Annotated in this window: 16 protein-coding genes; 7 read left to right on the top strand and 9 right to left on the bottom strand. The window is 62.4% G+C overall.

Translation table 11 applies throughout. The features are described 5' to 3' along the window. Positions 1 to 21: 21 nt before the first annotated feature. From NEZ08_RS08640 to NEZ08_RS08615, 6 genes are all read left to right on the top strand, one after another. Positions 22 to 930, top strand: coding sequence for a transcriptional regulator GcvA (locus NEZ08_RS08640; protein ID WP_298106191.1), 909 nt, complete (start codon positions 22 to 24; stop codon positions 928 to 930). A gap of 163 nt (positions 931 to 1,093) precedes the next feature. Next, positions 1,094 to 2,404 (top strand): MFS transporter, encoded by a 1,311-nt coding sequence (locus NEZ08_RS08635; protein WP_298106190.1) that lies wholly within the window; start codon positions 1,094 to 1,096, stop codon positions 2,402 to 2,404. 96 nt (positions 2,405 to 2,500) lie between these two features. Further along, entirely contained in the window at positions 2,501 to 3,889 is a 1,389-nt protein-coding gene (gene tcuA / locus NEZ08_RS08630; RefSeq protein ID WP_298106272.1) for an FAD-dependent tricarballylate dehydrogenase TcuA, read from the top strand. A gap of 156 nt (positions 3,890 to 4,045) precedes the next feature. Beyond that, complete coding sequence (locus NEZ08_RS08625) at positions 4,046 to 5,077, top strand: esterase (RefSeq protein WP_298106189.1); 1,032 nt, start codon at positions 4,046 to 4,048, stop codon at positions 5,075 to 5,077. Positions 5,078 to 5,094: 17 nt separating this feature from the next. After that, on the top strand, positions 5,095 to 6,198 hold the full coding sequence (tcuB, locus tag NEZ08_RS08620) for a tricarballylate utilization 4Fe-4S protein TcuB (RefSeq protein ID WP_298106271.1): 1,104 nt from the start codon (positions 5,095 to 5,097) through the stop codon (positions 6,196 to 6,198). 108 nt (positions 6,199 to 6,306) lie between these two features. Then, complete coding sequence (locus tag NEZ08_RS08615; protein ID WP_298106188.1) at positions 6,307 to 7,803, top strand: AMP nucleosidase; 1,497 nt, start codon at positions 6,307 to 6,309, stop codon at positions 7,801 to 7,803. A 15-nt stretch (positions 7,804 to 7,818) separates the two neighbouring features. Here NEZ08_RS08615 and NEZ08_RS08610 read toward each other — a convergent pair whose 3' ends face one another. From NEZ08_RS08610 to NEZ08_RS08600, 3 genes are read right to left on the bottom strand one after another with little or no spacing between them, the layout of a single operon-like run. Beyond that, a complete protein-coding gene (locus NEZ08_RS08610; RefSeq protein WP_298106187.1) occupies positions 7,819 to 8,232 on the bottom strand; it encodes a Rieske 2Fe-2S domain-containing protein in 414 nt (137 codons plus the stop codon). A gap of 54 nt (positions 8,233 to 8,286) precedes the next feature. Then, positions 8,287 to 9,408, bottom strand: a complete 1,122-nt coding sequence (locus NEZ08_RS08605) for an amidohydrolase family protein (RefSeq protein ID WP_298106186.1) — start codon at positions 9,406 to 9,408, stop codon at positions 8,287 to 8,289. After that, a complete protein-coding gene (locus NEZ08_RS08600) occupies positions 9,405 to 10,490 on the bottom strand; it encodes an amidohydrolase family protein (RefSeq protein WP_298106185.1) in 1,086 nt (361 codons plus the stop codon). The genes NEZ08_RS08605 and NEZ08_RS08600 overlap by 4 nt, the downstream gene beginning before the upstream one ends. A gap of 132 nt (positions 10,491 to 10,622) precedes the next feature. Between NEZ08_RS08600 and NEZ08_RS08595 the strand changes: the two genes are divergently transcribed. Next, the gene (locus tag NEZ08_RS08595) at positions 10,623 to 11,105 is read left to right on the top strand and encodes a CinA family protein (protein WP_298106184.1); all 483 of its coding nucleotides are present in this window, start codon (positions 10,623 to 10,625) and stop codon (positions 11,103 to 11,105) included. A gap of 146 nt (positions 11,106 to 11,251) precedes the next feature. On the opposite strand, the gene NEZ08_RS08590 is transcribed toward NEZ08_RS08595, so the two are convergent. The 6 genes from NEZ08_RS08590 to NEZ08_RS08565 form a co-directional block, all read right to left on the bottom strand. Then, positions 11,252 to 12,583 carry an HlyD family type I secretion periplasmic adaptor subunit gene (locus tag NEZ08_RS08590; RefSeq protein ID WP_298106183.1) on the bottom strand — a complete coding sequence of 444 codons (1,332 nt, stop codon included), beginning with the start codon at positions 12,581 to 12,583 and terminating at the stop codon, positions 11,252 to 11,254. Continuing rightward, positions 12,580 to 14,328 (bottom strand): type I secretion system permease/ATPase, encoded by a 1,749-nt coding sequence (locus NEZ08_RS08585; protein ID WP_298106182.1) that lies wholly within the window; start codon positions 14,326 to 14,328, stop codon positions 12,580 to 12,582. Before NEZ08_RS08585 ends, NEZ08_RS08590 begins: the two co-directional genes overlap by 4 nt. Before the next feature lie 244 nt (positions 14,329 to 14,572). Beyond that, the gene (locus NEZ08_RS08580; RefSeq protein ID WP_298106181.1) at positions 14,573 to 14,842 is read right to left on the bottom strand and encodes a GlsB/YeaQ/YmgE family stress response membrane protein; all 270 of its coding nucleotides are present in this window, start codon (positions 14,840 to 14,842) and stop codon (positions 14,573 to 14,575) included. A 107-nt stretch (positions 14,843 to 14,949) separates the two neighbouring features. Further along, positions 14,950 to 16,362, bottom strand: a complete 1,413-nt coding sequence (locus tag NEZ08_RS08575; protein ID WP_298106180.1) for an amidase — start codon at positions 16,360 to 16,362, stop codon at positions 14,950 to 14,952. Next, positions 16,359 to 16,556, bottom strand: coding sequence for a hypothetical protein (locus NEZ08_RS08570; protein WP_298106179.1), 198 nt, complete (start codon positions 16,554 to 16,556; stop codon positions 16,359 to 16,361). The genes NEZ08_RS08575 and NEZ08_RS08570 overlap by 4 nt, the downstream gene beginning before the upstream one ends. A gap of 143 nt (positions 16,557 to 16,699) precedes the next feature. Then, a partial coding sequence (locus NEZ08_RS08565) for an adenylate/guanylate cyclase domain-containing protein (protein ID WP_298106178.1) occupies positions 16,700 to 18,025 on the bottom strand: 1,326 nt, incomplete at its 5' end.

The raw sequence follows: 18,025 nt of genomic DNA, 5'->3' as shown, positions 1-18,025 counted from the left end.
TAAAATCATCTAACGGATGCCATGACCACCCGCCTCCCCTCGCTCAACGGCTTGCGCGCCTTCGAGGCCGCTGCGCGCCACCTGAGTTTCACGGCCGCAGCAGCCGAACTGAACGTGACCCAGACCGCGATCAGCCATCAGATCCGGCGGCTGGAGGAGGAACTGGGGATCAGGTTGTTTATCCGTCAGAACCGCAGCCTGACGCTGACGACAGAGGCCAAAGAGTACCTGCCGGGCATTCGCGCCGCATTCAACGACCTGCGGCTCGCCACCGACCGGCTGTTGCGCAAGGACGGCGACCGCGTGCTGACGATATCCACGCTGGCATCCTTCGCGGCAAAATGGCTGTTGCCGCGGCTTTCCTCGTTTCAGCAGGCCCATCCCGGTATCGACGTCCGAATCACCTCCTCGACGAGCCTGGTCGATTTTCGCCGCGATGATGTCGATGCCGCGATCCGTTATGGCCGGGGACACTGGTCCGGCCTGCGCGCCGATTGGCTGACCGCCGACGAGTTGTTTCCGGTGTGCAGCCCGGCCCTGCTGGAAGGCGACAAGCCGCTGCGCTGCCCGGAAGATCTCGCGCATCACACGCTCTTGCACAGCAGCGGCGGCTATGACGACGACTGGCGCTTGTGGCTGACAGCGGCCGGTCTGCCTTCAGACATTTCGAAACAGCCGGGGTTGAGTTTCGACCTGATTCTGATGAGCGTACAGGCGGCGATCGATGGTCTTGGCGTCGCCATGGGCCGGACCTCCTACGTCGAGGGCGATATCGCCAAGGGCCGTCTGGTGGTGCCGTTCAAGATCGCCCTGCCGGCCGATGCCGGCTTCTATCTGGTGTCGCCGCAGGCGCGCGCCGAATCAGCGAAACTATCGGCATTCCGAAAGTGGCTCCTCGCATCGGTGCAAGGTGGATCAAAAGTCGCCTGATTGCCGGGCCCAGAGGATTAATTCCGACATCGCGAAAACTGCCTTGTGCGAACGCAAGCGAATGTTGGAATCAGACCACCAGCATGGCAGATTGGCCCCGCAACGTAATCCCGCCTGCTCAAAACGGGCTGATCCTGCGCGGGACCACCGGGAGAAACCAGTAATGACGCCGTCGTCCAGTTCGCCACCGGTTCAGCTTAAATCGCGAATTGGCGCCATCCTCAGAGCAACCAGCGGCAATTTCCTCGAGCAGTTCGATTTCTTCCTGTTCGGCTTTTATGCCCGCTACATTGCGGCGGCGTTCTTTCCGTCCCATGACGAAACCGCAGCACTGCTGCACACCTTCGGTGTATTCTGGCTCGGCGCGCTGATGCGCCCGGTGGGCGCGATCGTGCTCGGCGCCTATATCGACCGCATCGGCCGCCGCCAGGGTCTGATCGTAACCTTGAGCATCATGGCGATCGGCACGGTCACGATCGCCTTTTGTCCGGCCTACGCGACGATCGGCGTCGCCGCGCCGGTCATCGTGCTGATCGGCCGCCTGCTGCAAGGCTTTTCCGCAGGCGTCGAGCTGGGCGGCGTGTCGGTGTATCTCTCCGAAATCGCAACGCCCGGCAATCGCGGCTTCTATACTTCGTTCCAGTCTTCGAGCCAGCAGGTCGCGATTTTCGTCGCCGCCATCATCGGCTTCGTGTTGAGCGAGATCGTCCCCAAGGAAGTTGTCGCGGCATGGGGCTGGCGGATTCCGTTCTTCATCGGCTGCCTCATCATTCCCGTAATTTTCTTCCTGCGGCGGACGTTGGAGGAAACACCGGAATTCCTCGCGATGAAGCATCACCCAACGACCCGGGAGGTGTTCGCTTCGGCCGCGGCAAACTGGCGAATCATCGTGCTCGGCATGATGATTGCGGTATTGACGACGACGACCTTCTACTTCGTCACCGTCTACACCCCGACCTTCGGCAGGACGGTGCTGAAGCTGACCTCAAGGGACGCGCTTCTGGTCACGCTGCTGGTGGCGGTGACCAATTTCATCTGGAATCCCGTCGGCGGAGCGCTCTCCGACCGTATCGGACGAAGGCCGGTGTTTCTCGGGATCGCGGTCCTGTCGCTGCTCACGGCCTATCCGGCGCTGCACTGGCTGGTGGAAGCGCCGACGTTTGGCAAGATGCTGGCGGTCGAGATGATGTTCTCGTTCTATTTCGGCGTTTATAGCGGCACGATGCTCGGGGCGCTGGTCGAGATAGTGCCGAAACATGTTCGCACCACCTGCTTCTCGATGGCGTTTGCGCTCGCGGCCGGCCTGTTCGGAACCTTCACGCCATTCGCATCGACCTGGCTGATCGAGCATACCAACGACAAGGCCTCGCCCGCATTCTGGCTGATGTGCGCCGCCGTTCTCGGCATCATCGCCGCGCTCACCGTCTATCGTGGCGGTGAGGAAGCGGCGAAGCAGAAGGCGCTCGCCGGCTGACATGGCCGGCCGGATCATGCCGGTGAGAGATACGGCCCTGCGTTGATGCGGGTTCTGGTTTCCATGCGAACGAGATAACCAATCAGCATGGTGGATTTGACCCGCAAATACGATGTGCTGGTAATCGGCGGCGGCAATGCCGCGCTGTGCGCGGCGATCAGCGCCGCGCGCGACGGCGCCTCGGTGCTGGTGCTGGAAGCTGCCCCGAAATTCTATCGGGGCGGCAACACCCGCCACACCCGCAACATGCGTTGCGCGCATGATGCGGCGACCGACATCCTCACCGGGCCTTATACGGAAGAAGAATTCTGGGAAGATCTGCTTCGCGTCACCGGGGGCAAGACCGACGAGGAACTGGCGCGGCACATGATCCGCGAGTCCAAGGACATACTGCACTGGATCGTTCGGCAGGGCGTGCGCTGGCAACCCTCGCTCGGCGGCACGCTGAGCCTGGGACGGACCAACTCGTTCTTCCTGGGCGGCGGCCGGGCGATGCTGAATGCGCTTTATCTGACTGCCGAGCAACTCGGCGTCGATGTGCTCTATGATGCCGAGGTGACCGACCTCGAGATCGCCGACGGGATGTTCCTGTCCGCGACGTTCAAGCACCGCGACGGCCACGCCACGATCAAGGCTTCGACACTGGTCGCAGCCGCCGGCGGCTTCGAGGCCAATATCGAGTGGCTGAAGACGTACTGGGGCGAGGTCGCCGACAATTTCCTGATCCGCGGCACGCCCTTTAACCGCGGTTCGGTTCTCAAGCTGCTTCTCGACAAAGGCGTACTGGAAATCGGCGACCCCACGCAGTGCCACGCGGTGGCAATCGATGCCCGCGCGCCGAAGTTCGACGGCGGCATCATCACGCGGCATGATTCCGTGGTGTTCGGCGTCGTCGTCAACCGCGACGCTCAGCGATTCTATGACGAAGGCGAGGACATCTGGCCCAAGCGCTATGCGATCTGGGGGCGGCTGGTCGCCGCGCAGCCCGGCCAGATCGCCTACATCATCTTCGATGCAAGCTCGCGCAACAGTTTCATGCCGACGCTGTTTCCGCCGATCGAGAGCGACAGCATCGCGGGGCTGGCGCAAAAGCTCACGCTCGATCCATTGGCACTTGAAAAGACCATCCTCGACTTTAATGCCGCCGTGCGCCCCGGCACCTTCGACCATACTATTCTCGACGATTGCCGCACCGAAGGGCTGACGCCGCCGAAGAGCCATTGGGCGCGGAAGCTTGAGAAGCCGCCCTATTATGCCTATCCGGTGCGGCCCGGCATCACCTTCACCTATCTTGGCACGCGCGTGAACAAGCAGGCGCGGATGCTGATGAAAGACGGCAAGCCATCGGCCAACATGTTTGCCGCGGGCGAAATCATGTCCGGCAATGTGCTCGGCCAGGGTTATGCCGCCGGCATTGGCATGACCATCGGCAGCGTGTTCGGCCGGATCGCAGGCCGCGAGGCGGCGCGCAATGCAAGGAACTAGCGCAAGCTACGGCCTTTCTACACCCCTCCCTCTTGCGGGAAGGTGTCGGGGACGGGGTATTTTGCGGGCACATTGTTGCCGGATGTCCCCCCGCTCCAACCCTGCAAGGGAAGGAGGGGGGAGAACGCTGCCCATGGAGCGGTATAGGGAGGACACATGCCACGATTCATCTTCGCCATTGCCGCGGCAACCCTGATGTCGGCTGCCTCCGCCCTGGCCGCCGATCCCATCACGCTGCGCGACATGGGTTCGTTCCATGTCGGCGGGCGTCTTGTCACGATCAGCGGGAAGCCGGTCAAGGAAGTCACATTCACGCCCGGCGGCGTGCCGGCCAGGGTTGATCCCAATGGGAACTACCAAGTCGAGCAGATGTATGTGCAATACTTTCTGCCGGCCAACGAACACGGCGCCTATCCCCTGCTGATGTGGCACGGCGGCGGACTGACTGGTGTCACCTGGGAGACAACGCCGGACGGCCGTGAGGGCTGGCTCAACTATTTCCTGCGCAAAGGGTGGAGCGTCTACAATTCGGATGCAGTGGAACGCGGGCGTGCCGGGTGGGCGCCATATCCCGACGTCTTCAAGAGCGATCCGGTGTTTCTGACCACTGCCAATCCGTTCGAGCGATTTCGCATTGGCGACGGTCCGCACTCATACGATCCGGATCCGGCAAAACGCAAGGTGCTGCCGGGCAGCCAGTTCCCCGTCGAAGCTTACGACGATTTCGTCAAGCAGGGGGTCCCGCGCTGGACTACCAATGACGAAGCAACGATTGCCGCCTACATCGCCGAAGTCGACCGGATCGGCCCCTGCATCATCATGGTGCATAGCCAGGCCGGCACCTTCGGATTCAAGGTGGCTCAGGCGCGGCCCGACAAGGTCAAGGCGCTGATCGCCATCGAGCCGGCTGGCGTGGGCGATCCCGCCAAGGTCGATGCGCTGAAGAACATTCCGACCTTGATCGTCTACGGCGACTACATCGACCGCGACTCGCGCTGGCCGAAGATGCGCGCGGCCGGCGTCGCTTTCGCCGACAGCATCAAGGCGGCCGGCGGCAGCGTCGACGTTGTCGACTTGCCCAAGATCGGCATCAAGGGCAATTCACACATGATCATGATGGACAAGAACAACGCCGAGGTCGCCAGCCTGATCCAGGGTTGGCTCGAACGCAAAGGCCTTACCAAGTGATTCAACAACTGCGCGCCATGCATGGAAGCCCGATCCTGGAGGAGGCCGACCGCCTGATGACGGTCTGCAATTCCTGCCGCTACTGCGAGGGCCTGTGCGCGGTGTTTCCGGCGATGGAAATGCGCCGTGCCTTCTCCGACGGAGATCTCAATTTTCTTGCCAACCTTTGCCACGCCTGCGGCGCCTGCTACACTGATTGCCAGTTCTCGCCGCCGCACGAATTCAATGTCAACGTGCCGAAGACGCTCGCGGCCTTGCGCGCGGAGTCCTGGGCGGCCTGTGCCTGGCCACGCGCCCTTTCCGGCCTCTTCGTCCGCAACGGCGTTGCCATCAGCATCATTGCCGCGCTGAGCGTGGCGGCGTTCATCTTTGGCTTTGCAGCCTTCATCGACCCGCAGGTCTTGCTTGGCGTTCACACCGGTCCCGGCGCGTTCTATACGCTGATGCCGCATAATGCGATGGCCGCCCTGTTCGGCGCGGCGTTTCTCTACGCCATCTTTGCGCTTGCGATGGGCTTGCGAGCGTTCTGGCGCGGCCTCGGCGGCCCCTCCGGCACGCTCCCTGATCCCCCGTCGCTGTGGCAGGCGATAAGGGACGCAGGACAACTACGTTATCTCGATGGCGGCGGCGGCGGTTGCTTCAACGAAGATGAGCGTCCCACCGATCGCCGCAGGATCTATCACCACCTGACGTTCTACGGCTTTCTTCTGTGTTTCGCCTCGACGTGCGTGGCTACGCTGTATCACTATCTGCTCGGCCGCGAGGCGCCCTATGCCTGGTGGGACCTGCCGGTGGTGCTGGGAACGCTCGGCGGGATCGGCCTGGTCATCGGGACCACGGGACTCTTCGCCGAAAAATCCAAACGCGATGCAGCCCTGATCGACGCCAACAGCACCGGAATGGATGCAGCATTCACGCTGATGCTGTTTCTGACTGGCCTGACCGGGCTCACGCTTCTCGTCTGGCGTGAGACGTCAGCGATGGGTCCGCTACTCGCGCTGCATCTCGGCGTTGTATTCGCGCTGTTCATCACGTTGCCATACGGCAAGTTCGTGCATGGCCTCTATCGTTATGCCGCCTTGGTGCGCTACGCGCGCGAGCAGCGCGCGATGACGAAATAGTTCCCGAGTTGCCGCGCCGTCGCCCGCATGTTTATCGATGCCATCGCGGCTCGGTTGGGATATAACTCTTGCGATCGAACGCGTGTCACAAGCGAAGCCGAGCCGCCTATGACTCCCGCATCGAACATCGAAGCTCCGCCGACCATCGCGAGCGAATCGTTCGACGATGCCGTCGCGGCGGTTACTCGCCTCGAGGAAATCTACCAGAACAGCACGAAGTTCCTCCGCGACCGCTTTGAGGCCTATGTCAACGGCGCGGTACTTAATGCGCACGTGCGTGCCACCTACCCTTTTGTCAGAATCACGACATCAACGCATGCGCGGCTCGACTCGCGGCTGGCTTACGGGTTTGTCGCGGGCCCGGGCATGCACGAGACCAGCGTGACGCGGCCGGACCTGTTCCGCGCCTACCTCACCGAGCAGATCGGCCTGTTGATCGAGAATCATGGCGTAGCCGTCGAGATCGGCTGTTCGCACGAGCCGATCCCGCTGCATTTCGCCTATCAGCGGGACATCAACATCGAGGCAGCGATCACCCGGGATGACAGCACGCTGTCGCCGCGATCGCTCCGGGACCTGTTCGATATGCCCGATCTTGCCGGCATCGACGACGCCATTGCCGACGGCACGCTCGATTTGGTGCCAGGCGCTCCGCGGCCGCTTTCCCTGTTCCGCGCGGCGCGGGTCGACTATTCGCTGCGGCGGCTTTATCACTACACCGGCACGGATCCCGACCACTTCCAGAACTACGTGATCTTCACAAACTATCAGTTCTATGTCGACGCCTTCGTGCAACTCTGCCAGCAACGTCTTGCCTCGGGGCAGGCCGGCCCCGATTATTTCGTCGGACCGGGCAACGTGATCACGCGCAATGCGCGACTTGGCGGCGGCACGGCTGGCACGGTACCTGCCCGCACGCCGCAAATGCCGGCCTATCATCTGGTCGAGCCCGGCTGTAAGGGCATTACCCTGATCAACATCGGGATCGGCCCGTCCAATGCGCGCAACATCACCGACCACGTCGCCGTGCTGCGGCCGCACGCCTGGCTGATGCTTGGACATTGCGCGGGCCTTCGGAATACGCAACGGCTCGGGGATTACGTGCTGGCGCATGGTTATGTCCGCGAGGACCATGTTCTCGATCGCGAACTGCCGCTGTGGGTACCGATCCCGGCGCTGGCCGAGATGCAGGTTGCGCTTGAGGAAGCCGTCGGCGAAGTCACTGGTCTCTCCGGCTTTGAACTCAAGCGCCTGATGCGCACCGGCACGGTCGCAAGCGTCGACAATCGCAATTGGGAAATCAGCGGCCCCGCGGTTATCCGCCGCATGTCGCAATCGCGCGCGGTCGCACTCGACATGGAATCGGCCGCGATCTCCGCCAACGGCTATCGCTTCCGCGTGCCCTACGGCACATTGCTGTGCGTCTCGGACAAGCCGCTGCACGGCGAGATCAAGCTCGCCGGCATGGCAAGCGAGTTCTATCGACAACGCGTCGGTCAGCATCTCGAGATAGGCCTGAAGGCGCTGGAACGTCTCAAGCACCAGGAATCGGAGCGCCTGCATTCGCGCAAGCTGCGCAGCTTCGCTGAAGTGGCGTTTCAGTAAGCAGAAAAATCATGGCTACAAATCCACCACGACATAATCATTCTCGACCGACACGTTGAGCGTCTCGGCTACATAGGGCCCTTTAACCACCACCGCGCCGGGCTCGACATTGACGGCGTAGGCGCGGGTGCGAAAGCGCCGCGGCTCGCAATAGGATTGCCCGGTTCGGATATCGAATTCCCAGCCATGCCAGGGGCAGCGGATGATCTCGCCCATCCTTGTATATTCGATCTCTCCGGGATCGGACGATTGCGCAAGACCAATCAGCGGCCCTTCGCACAGCGCCGCGCCCTGATGCGGACAGCGATTGAGCAGGCCGAAGAATTCGCCATTGACGTTGAATACCGCAATCGGCCGTTCATCGATGGTGACAAACCTGCGCGTCCCGGGCGGCAACTCATTCACCGGCGCAACGACGTAACGGGTCATGCTGTTTTCTTACTCATGATCTTTTCGAAAAACCGGCCCATTTTTCGGATCATGCTAGGGCAGCCCGTATAGTTTCCTGGCATTGTTCAGATAGAAAGCATCGCGATTGGCGTCGCTGACACCGGGCGGCAAGACCCGTGAAGGTTCATCGAAATCCCAATGCGGATAGTCGGTGGCGAACAGCAATTTGTCCCAGCCTATCCAATCGATGACATCGAACAGATGATCGCGCCGCTCCGGGTCCTCCATCGGCTGGGTCGTCCACCAGATGTGATCCCGAATATATTCCGACGGCAGGCGCTTTACATGCGGCACTTCGCTCTTCAAAAGCTTCCAGTTGCGGTCGAGCCGCCACGACAATGACGGCGCCCAGCCGAAGCCCGCCTCGACCATGATCATCTTGAGACGCGGATACCGCTCGAATACGCCTTCCAGCACGAGGCTCGCGAGCACCGCCTGCTGGCACTGCGAGTGGCCGACCATTTCCTCGATGTAGAAGCTCGGCCAGCCCGAGGCCGTGATCGGATTGCCGCCAAAGCCGAAGGCATGCACCCCAACCGGAAGACCCGCCTCCTCGGCTGCCTCATAAATCGGCCAGTAGCGGCGCTGGCCCAGCGGTTCGACGGTACGGCTGAGCAGCAGCACCTGAACGAAGCTGTTGTCGGCGGAGCGCTTGCGGATTTCGGCCGCCGCCGTGGGCCCGTCCTCATTGGCCACGACGATGGATCCTTTCAGGCGAGAATCCTTGCTGGTCCATTTGTCGATCTGCCAGTCATTGATTGCCGAGCAGATCGCGGCGGCCAGTTCGTGGTTGCGGATGCCCTGCCCGGTTGCGAGCGGATTGAGGACGCCCAGCACGACATTATTCGGATCCAGATGCTGCTTCTGCATGAAGGAGAGCGAGGAGCCTTGCGGGCCGCCTTCAGGCGGCCACGCATCGCGTCGCGAGGCGTTCGGCTGCGCCTTCGGATAGGGCGGGCCTTCCATCATACCCTGATAGGGATGCTTGCCGTAGGTCTCAAGATGATCGTGCCAACGCCTGGCGAGAAATGGATGCAGTTCGTTTGCGGTCGCGCGGGCCGGGTGAATATCGCAATCGGCGATCGCGGTTTTGGCGCCGGTGTTCCTGTCAGTCGATGAAGTCGCTTGGGGTTGCTCTCGGAACTGGATGTTCATGGTGCGGTCTCCCTGATCACCAACTCGTTGAGGCGGGTATAGGTCGCAAAGGGATTGTCGATCATGATCTTCCGGACGAGATCAGATGACATGCCCGGCGGCAACGCGGCGTCGTCGTCGAATTGCCAATGCGGATAGTCAGTCGAGAATAGAAGCAATTCGTCCGACTGCATATGGTCGATCAAGCGACTCAGCACGTCCGGTTCCGGCGGCGCATCGACCGGCTGCAACGAGAAGCGGATATTGCTGCGCACAATTTCCAGGGGCGCGCGATCGACCCACGGCGTCTCCATTCGGATGCCGCGCCAGAACTTGTGCAGCCGCCACAGATACGGCGGCAGCCACGTGAAGCCGCTTTCCAACATCACCATCTTCAGCTTCGGGTGTCGCGCGAACACCCCTTCAGTGATCAGGCTCGTCAGTTGTGTCTGGAATGCCTGCGCCTGTGCGACATAATCTTCGATGTGATAGGAGCCCCAGCCGACCGAGGTCGGCGGATTGTGGTAGCTCGAACCGGCGTGGATTCCGATCGGCAGGCCCAGCCGTTCGGCTGCTGCATAGATCGGCCAATAGGCGCGCTTGCCCAGCGGCATGTCGCCCATCACCAGCATCAGGACCTGGACGAAGCGCCTGTCCCTTGCGCAGCGCTCGATTTCGGCGACAGATTTTTCGACGCTCTGGACGGGAATGACGATCGAGCCGCGCAGGCGGTCGTCCTTGTCGAGCCACTCCTTCACCAGCCAATCGTTCAAGGCGCGGGCGAAGGCCACCGCCATATCTTCGGAAAACACCATCTGCACCCCGAACAGCGGATTGCAGATGCCGAAGCGGACGCCGAACGAATCCAGCGCCTGCGCCTGCATATCGGCAAGGCTTGAGCCCGGCTTGCCTCGGGCCGGCTGCCAATCCGGCCGCGCCGAAATCGGCGAATTCGGCGGATAGGATTGCGAGACGAGATCGGTCATCCCGCGGGTGGTCACCTGGTCGCGCCAATAGTCGTCGAGAAACGGCAGGAGGCTGGTCAGATGAGGAACGGCGGGATGAAGATCGCAATCCACACCACCCGCGATCGGTGACGTCATGGGTTTCCTCCAGCAGCCCCTTTTGGCACATTCAAGCAGGCCGCCCCTTCGCCCGCAACACAGCAAAAAGCCATCGCAGGCGTGCTATAAAGCGGGTCGCGTCACCAGCGCCCCAGCAGGAATTGAAAATTCATGAAAGACCTCGTCGCGATCGCCGAACAGATTGCCGCCAAGCTCAAGGCACGGAAGGAGACCATCGCGGTCGCGGAATCGTCGACCGGCGGACTGATTTCGGCAAGCCTGCTTGCCGTGCCCGGCGCTTCCGCTTATTTCCTCGGCGGTGCCGTGGTCTATACGCGCGAAGCCAGGCGGCTGCTCGCCGATATTCCCGATGAGGCGATGAAGGGAATTCGCTCGGCATCGGAGCCTTACGCCCAATTGCTGGCGAGCCGGACTCGCGAGCGTTTTTCGACGCATTGGGGCCTGTCGGAGACCGGTGCTACCGGACCGACCGGAAACCGCTACGGCGATGCTGCCGGTCATAGCTGCATGGCCGTTGTGGGCCCGCATTCGTCAGTGATTACGCTCGAGACCGGCGGCGCCGAGCGTCTCGCCAACATGCACGCCTTTGCCTTGCGGGCACTCGATCTGTTGCTGGAGCACGTATCGCGGTAAATTCTGTTGAACCATGATCGGGAAAGGGGTGTATCGGGCTTCCGAAAGGACCATGCTCGATCAAAGCGCTCAAGCGCGAGGATCGCGCTTTAGACGTTATTGCGGAGCGAGCGAGCGGGAATCACGGTTCAGTCAACGTTTCGCCGTTACTTCTCCCTGAATGCGCGCATCAGCTGATCGCTCAGGGGCTTGATCAGGTAAGACAGAAGCGTGCGTTCGCCGGTTTGCACAAAGGCTTCAACCGGCATGCCCGGAATGAGTTTAACATCGCCAAGCCGCGCGATCTCTTGCGGTGGCATCGAAACGCGGATGGTGTAATAGGATTGCCCCGTACGCTGATCGGTGGTGGTGTCGGGCGAGACGCGGGTCACGAGGCCGTTCAATTCCGGCGTCGTGCGCTGGTTGAAGGCGGACAGCCGCAGCAGCGTCTTCTGGCCGACCTGCAATTTGTCGATATCCTGCGGATTGACCTTGGCTTCCACCTGAAGGTCGTCCGTTTGCGGCACGATCAGCATGATGGTGTCGCCTGCGGTGATCACGCCGCCGACCGTGTGCACGGTGGATTGCAGCACCATGCCATCCTGCGGCGCCCGGATATCGACGCGCCGCAACTGGTCCTCCGCCGTGACCTTGCGCTCGACGAACTCGCCGATCTTGTCGTTGGTCTCGCGCAGATCCTTGGACACGTCACTGACCATGTCCTTGTCGACCTGGATGATCTGTAGCTCGGTTTCGGTGATCTTGCCCTTGGCCTGCGCGCGCTGGGCAATGTATTGCGCGCGCTCGCCGGCGAGCCTCGCCGCATCGCGTTCGAGGGTCGTCAGGCGGCTGAGTTGCACCAGATGCTTGTCATAGAGATCGCGGACCCCGGAGAGTTCCTTCTCCACCAGATTGATTTCCTGGTCCTTGGCCTTTTCCTGCGCGGAAAGGCCGTCGATTTCTTCGTTCAACTGCACGATACGCTCGCGCAGTTGCGCCTTTTGACCGGCGCGGCCGTTGACGCGCACATCGAACAGCTTGGTCTCGTTCGCCATGATCGCCTTGACGTCGGGATCATCGGCGCGATCGGTCAGCGTCTTCGGAAACACGATCTTGTCGAGGCCGCGCTGCTCGGCCTCCAGACGCGCCGCGCGCGCCCACAGGCCGTCGAGGTTCTTGGTGACGATCGCGAGATTGGCCTTGGTGACGGTATCGTCGAGCCGCACCAGGACATCGCCCGCCTTGACGACGTCGCCGTCATGGGCCCGCACCTCGCCGACGACTCCGCCGGTCGGGTGCTGCACTTTCTTCACGCTGGATTCGACGACGATCGACCCCGGCGCAATCAATGCACCCGAGATTTCCGCAGTCGAGGCCCATCCGCCGAGGCCGCCTGCCAACAGGATGACCACGGCCATCCCGACAATCAGATGCCGCTGGATCGACGAGCGCGTACCCTGCTGCCGAAAATCCGCCATGACTTTTTGAACGGCTGTCATGGCTTGACCACGCCTCCTTCCGAGACGATCTTGATCGGCGACGGCGAAGCCACGCGCGGCTGCAACACCTGCGCCAGCACGGTCTCCTTCGGACCGAAAGCCTGGACGCGACCATCCCTCAGCACCAGCAACTGATCGACCGCTTCGATCCCGATCGGCCGGTGCGCAACCACCACCACGATGGCGCCGCGCTCGCGCGCCCCACGGATGGCGCGCGTCAGCGCCTCGTCCCCTTCGGTGTCGAGATTGGAGTTCGGCTCATCCAGAACGATGAGGAATGGATTGCCGTAAAGCGCGCGAGCCAGCGCCACGCGCTGCGCTTGTCCGGCGGAAAGCGCAGCCCCCTGCTCGCCGACCTGCGTATCGTAGCCTTCGCGCATCTTGATGATCATTTCGTGGACGCCGGCTTCCTTGGCGGCCGCGATGATGCCGTCGGAAGTGGCTTCGGGATCGAAACGGCAGATGTTCTGCGCGACCGACCCCGCGAACAATTCGACGTCCTGCGGCAGGTAGCCAATGTGGCGGCCGAGCACATCCGGCGACCATTGATCGAGCGCGGCGCCGTCGATCCGCACCTTTCCGCGCGCCGGCTGCCACACGCCGACCAGCGCGCGGACCAGAGAGGATTTGCCCGAGCCACTCGGCCCGATGACGCCGAGGCCGTTTCCGGCAGCAAGCGCAAACGTCACGTCCTGCACGATGAGGCGTTGATCGCCCGGGGGCACGATACTGACGGCCTCCACCGACAGGCGGCTGGAAGGCGTCTGCAGCAAGGTGGGCGTGGGCCGCGCCGGCATCGATTCCAGCAAACGGTTGAGACGCTGCCAGCTTTGGCGTGCGGCGATGAAGCTTTTCCAGTGCGCGATGGCGAGATCGACCGGCGCCAACGCCCGCGCGCTCAGGATCGAGCCGGCGATGATGATGCCGGCGGTCGCCTCCTGATGGATCACAAGATAGGCGCCAACGGCAAGCACGGCCGATTGCAGCATCATACGCAAGACCTTGGCTACAGCGCCCAGGCCGCCTGCAACGTCGCTGGCGCGCTGGTTGCCATTCAAATAGTTCTGGTTGGCGTCGGTCCAGCGCTTGGTCAGTCGGCCGGACATGCCCATCGATACCAGGACTTCGGCGTTGCGCCGGCTGGCGGCCGCCAGATCATTGCGCCGCGCCGCGAGGCCCAATGCCTGCCGCGCAGGCGCGCGCGACAGGAACTCGGTCATGAGGGTGAGCGTCACCAGGATGATCGCACCGACCAGCGCGGTGACGCCGATCAGCACATGGAAGGCAAAGCAGATCGCCAGATAAAATGGCAGCCAGGGCAGATCGAAGAACGCGCTTGGTCCCATGCCGCCGAGAAAGCCACGGACGTTGTCGAGGTCGCGCAGCGGCTGAAGACCCTCATTGCGGCCGCCGACGGTCAACGGCAGTCGGACGACGATATCGAATACCCGCGCATTCAAGGCTTCGTCGAGCGATGTTCCGATGCGGCCGAGGATCCTTCCCCGGATCAGATCGAGGATGCCTTGGGCGATGTAGAGTCCGCCAGCCAGGATGATCAGGCCGATCAGGGTCGGGACGCTGCGGCTCGGCAGCACGCGGTCATAGACCTCAAGCATGAACAGCGAGCCGGTCAGGTAGAGCAGGTTGATCATGCAGCTGATGATGCCGACCCCGATAAAGGCGGAGCGGCAGGCGCGCAGGGCTTCGCCAAGCTCGGATTGCCGGACACCGGGAACGGCTGCCATTTATCCTGATCTCTCCGCTAGGACCGCCCCCCGCTAAAATAGCCGCCGGGGAGGCAGCAATATCACCGACCTCAATGCCGCGGGGTCTGCAACAATATTACCCGATTTTCGCAGTCAGGGTCTAACGAAGTCCTAAACGCTCCCCGCCCGAATGCTACTTCCGGCGCGGGGCCAGCGGGTCTGATCGTGCCGGCGGGCCACGGTTCGGGGCCGGCTGGCCATTGCGCCACCCGGAACCGGCTCATCAGAAGCGACCGCCAGACCGAACCAATCGCACGATCAGCAGAAGAATGATGGCGCCGATCGCCGACTCGATGATTTCCGATACCAGGTGGGTACCGACCCTGATCCCGAGTTTCGGAAACAGCCAGCTCGCGATGAAGGCGCCGATCACGCCGATAACGATGTCGCCGATGATGCCGAAGCCGGCACCGCGAACGATCTTGCCGGCCAGCCAGCCCGCGATCAGACCGACGAAAAGGATAACAATAAGGTGTTCGCCCGAAAGGTACATGAAGCTCCCCGTGATGGTGCGCGACGTCCCGCCTCGCGCTCCCCGGAAACCTAGCGATTATTGGCTGGCCTGACCACGTCAAATTGAGCCAACGCGCCCGGGCATGCTCACGGCAGTTGCGGCAGCCTTTCGTGAAAATCGGTGGCGCGCTGGAACGCCCCGCCGATCCGCAGCAACGTCGCCTCGTCGAACGAGCGGCCCATCAGTTGCAGCCCCACGGGAAGGCCCTTGCGGGTAAAGCCGGCGGGAATCGCCAGCGAAGGCAGGCCGAGGTAATTGATCGGACGGGTGAAGCGCGTCAGCCGCTGGATCACGGCTTCGGCTCCCGGACTGCCTCCGACATCGCTTTCGACGATGGTCGGCGCGGGAACCGGCGACACCGGCGCGATGACGGCATCGACATCGGCCGTCGCCGTCTGGTGGGCCGCCAACGCCGGTCCGCGCCAGCGCATGGCTTCAAGATAGGTGATTGCGGAAATCGCCAGCCCGTTCTGAAGCCGCATCAAGACCTGTGGCCCGTAATCCTGCGGGCGTTCGATCAGCCAGCGTTTATGAAACGCGGCGGCTTCCACCGCGAGCACCAATTGCGCAGCGCCCGAAAGCTGGCGCTGATCGGGCAAATCGACCCGGACGATCTGCGCGCCTTCCCGTCTGAGCGTGGCGATCGTTGCATCGAGTATCCCTGCGACTTCGCCATCGAGGTCATCGACGTAGAACGAACCTGGCACCCCAATGGTGATCCCCTTCATCGGTTCGGCCGACACCGCCACATAGTCCGGCACCGGTACAGCGATCGCGGTTGGATCGGCAGGATCCGGACCCGCCATCAAACCGAGCAGGATCGCGCAATCTTCCGCCGTGCGCGCGAGCGGTCCCACCGTGTCAAGCGATTGCGACAGCGGCATCGCACCGGCGCGGCTCACCCGCCCCACGGTCGTCTTCAATCCGGTCACGCCGCAAAAATGCGCCGGCATCCGGATTGAACCGCCGGTGTCGGAACCGAGCGCTGCAAACGTCAATCGCGCGGCGACGGCCGAACCCGATCCCGACGACGAGCCGCCGGTGATATGATCCAGCGCAAACGGGTTGTGCACCGGACCGAAATGAGCATTGTGGCCGGTCGGGCCATAGGCGAATTCAGCCATCTGCAACGAGCCCAGGCGTATCGTGCCGGCGTCCTTGAGACGCTGCAGCGCCGTTGACGTCGTCGTGGCGACAAAGTCGCGCCGAATACACGAGCCGCACGTCACTACCTTGCCCGCCTCGTAATACATATCCTTGTGCGCCATCGGCACGCCATGCAGCGGCCCGCGCCGATCGCCCTTGGCGAGAGCCGCGTCGGCAGCATCGGCTGCTCTCAAGGCTTCTTCCCCCTCGATCGCCATGAAGGCATTCAGATGCGGCTGCCATTGCGCGATCCGGTCGAGACAGGACTGCGTCACCTCGCGCGCAGAAAGGCGCTTTTCCAAGATGGCACGCGCAACCGCGGCGAGCGACATTAATGCCGGTTCTGATCTCATCGGCTCACCTTGGAAATCTGAACGAGCACAAAGGCGGAAGGCTCGAGATCAAAGGGCAGCGTGCCGGCGATCGGTGCAAACGCGTCCAACGCCGGTCGGATGGAATTGGCGATGCGCGCGGCAACTTCCCTGTCCACCAGCACGCCCGCAGCAATGGCGATCGCGCCGACCTCTTTTTCCGTGGGTATCGTCATGCGGATTTTCTCCCGCTTGTTCTTGGCTTCGCGGACTGGACCGAGCCCGCGATTCACGCCGCCCAAACGACCATATCGACGCAGTTCAGGCAATACAGTTCACGCAATACAGAGGTTCATTCTTCCGGCCCATCGTGCCGGTGCTACTTGGTCAATAATGCAAAGGCGCCGTTCCAGTCCGCCGGCGGCGGATTCTTCTGATAGTCGCGAATGCGTGCCTCGTAGAGCTTGTACAGATGGCTGAGCGAGCCGGCCTCATCCCTGCGACGGCCGCGCTCGATCGACGAAAGCGCGCCGTCCCAGTCGCGGCTGCGATAGCAGGCCAGCATCTCGATCGTCAGGTTGCGCAAGGTCTGAAACCACGCCGACTGGGCGACGTCCTGGCGTCCGGCGATGGCATAGATGACCTCCGGCTCCTTCTTTCCCTTCACCATGATGAAGTCCAGCTCGAGGATGGCGAACTTGTCCTTGGCCGCGAGCGCCGTTCTGGAGCCGGCGATGATCGGAAAGCCGTACTCCTTGGACTGCCCTTCGAGCCGCGAAGCCAGATTGACGCTGTCGCCGAGCACGGAATAGTCGAAGCGGAGGTTAGAACCCATGTTGCCGACCACGCAGACGCCGGTGTTCAGGCCAACCCCGACATTGATCGGGATATAGACGTGGCCGCCGTTCTGTGCCTCGATTTCGCGCTCCTTGTTGAGGGCGTCGATCTTCTCAAGCATGTCGAGCGCGGCATTGCAGGCGTTGATCTGGTGTTCCCTGTCATCGAGCGGCGCATTCCAGAACGCCATGATCGCGTCGCCCATGTATTTGTCGATGGTTCCCTTGCGGGCGAGAATGGCGTCGGTCAGCGGCGTGAGAAATCGGTTCATCAGCGCCGTCAGCCCCTGCGGGTCAGCCTTGTAGGACTCGGAAATCGAGGTGAAGCCGCGGACGTCGGAAAACATGATCGTCATCTCGCGCTCTTCGCCGCCGAGCTTGAGCTTTTCGGGTGACTGCGCGAGCTGCTCGACCAGGGCCGGCGAGATATATTGGCCGAACGCCGAGCGGATCTGACGGCGCTGCGCCTGTTCGCGGACGAAGCTTGCAAAGATCAGGGTGAGATAGATCGCGGTGGTCGACAGCAAGGGATAGGTGAAATCGATCAGGAGCCGCTGCTCTTTGTACGCGTACCACGAGGTTCCAACCAGAACGGTTGCGAACAGGGCGCCGGCGCCGACCAGCGTCACCGGGCCCAGATTTGGCGTGAACATGATGACCAGAAGACCGAGAACGAAGGCGCCGAGAAGCTCGATGCCGATTGCGTAATTTGGCTGGGCCAGCACCGTGTGGGTCAGCGCGGATTCGAGCACCTGGGCGTGGACCTCGACTCCGGGCAATGCCGCCGAAACCGGGGTCGTCTTGATGTCGTTCAGCGCGACCGCCGAGGTGCCGATAAGCACCAGCTTGCCCCTGATCTTCTCGACAGG

Origin of the sequence: Bradyrhizobium sp., from assembly GCF_027451485.1 — a bacterium.
GTDB lineage: Bacteria > Pseudomonadota > Alphaproteobacteria > Rhizobiales > Xanthobacteraceae > Bradyrhizobium.
This window is presented reverse-complemented; position numbering and strand designations above follow the sequence as displayed.

Coding starts and splice junctions, on each gene's coding strand:
- NEZ08_RS08600 (WP_298106185.1), bottom strand. CDS start 10,490: ATGACGTCACCGATCGCGGGTGGTGTGGATTGCGATCTTCATCCCGCC.
- NEZ08_RS08575 (WP_298106180.1), bottom strand. CDS start 16,362: ATGAGATCAGAACCGGCATTAATGTCGCTCGCCGCGGTTGCGCGTGCC.
- NEZ08_RS08610 (WP_298106187.1), bottom strand. CDS start 8,232: ATGACCCGTTACGTCGTTGCGCCGGTGAATGAGTTGCCGCCCGGGACG.
- NEZ08_RS08615 (WP_298106188.1), top strand. CDS start 6,307: ATGACTCCCGCATCGAACATCGAAGCTCCGCCGACCATCGCGAGCGAA.
- tcuB (WP_298106271.1), top strand. CDS start 5,095: ATGCATGGAAGCCCGATCCTGGAGGAGGCCGACCGCCTGATGACGGTC.
- NEZ08_RS08605 (WP_298106186.1), bottom strand. CDS start 9,408: ATGAACATCCAGTTCCGAGAGCAACCCCAAGCGACTTCATCGACTGAC.
- NEZ08_RS08580 (WP_298106181.1), bottom strand. CDS start 14,842: ATGTACCTTTCGGGCGAACACCTTATTGTTATCCTTTTCGTCGGTCTG.
- NEZ08_RS08625 (WP_298106189.1), top strand. CDS start 4,046: ATGCCACGATTCATCTTCGCCATTGCCGCGGCAACCCTGATGTCGGCT.
- NEZ08_RS08570 (WP_298106179.1), bottom strand. CDS start 16,556: ATGACGATACCCACGGAAAAAGAGGTCGGCGCGATCGCCATTGCTGCG.
- NEZ08_RS08590 (WP_298106183.1), bottom strand. CDS start 12,583: ATGACAGCCGTTCAAAAAGTCATGGCGGATTTTCGGCAGCAGGGTACG.
- NEZ08_RS08635 (WP_298106190.1), top strand. CDS start 1,094: ATGACGCCGTCGTCCAGTTCGCCACCGGTTCAGCTTAAATCGCGAATT.
- NEZ08_RS08595 (WP_298106184.1), top strand. CDS start 10,623: ATGAAAGACCTCGTCGCGATCGCCGAACAGATTGCCGCCAAGCTCAAG.
- NEZ08_RS08640 (WP_298106191.1), top strand. CDS start 22: ATGACCACCCGCCTCCCCTCGCTCAACGGCTTGCGCGCCTTCGAGGCC.
- NEZ08_RS08585 (WP_298106182.1), bottom strand. CDS start 14,328: ATGGCAGCCGTTCCCGGTGTCCGGCAATCCGAGCTTGGCGAAGCCCTG.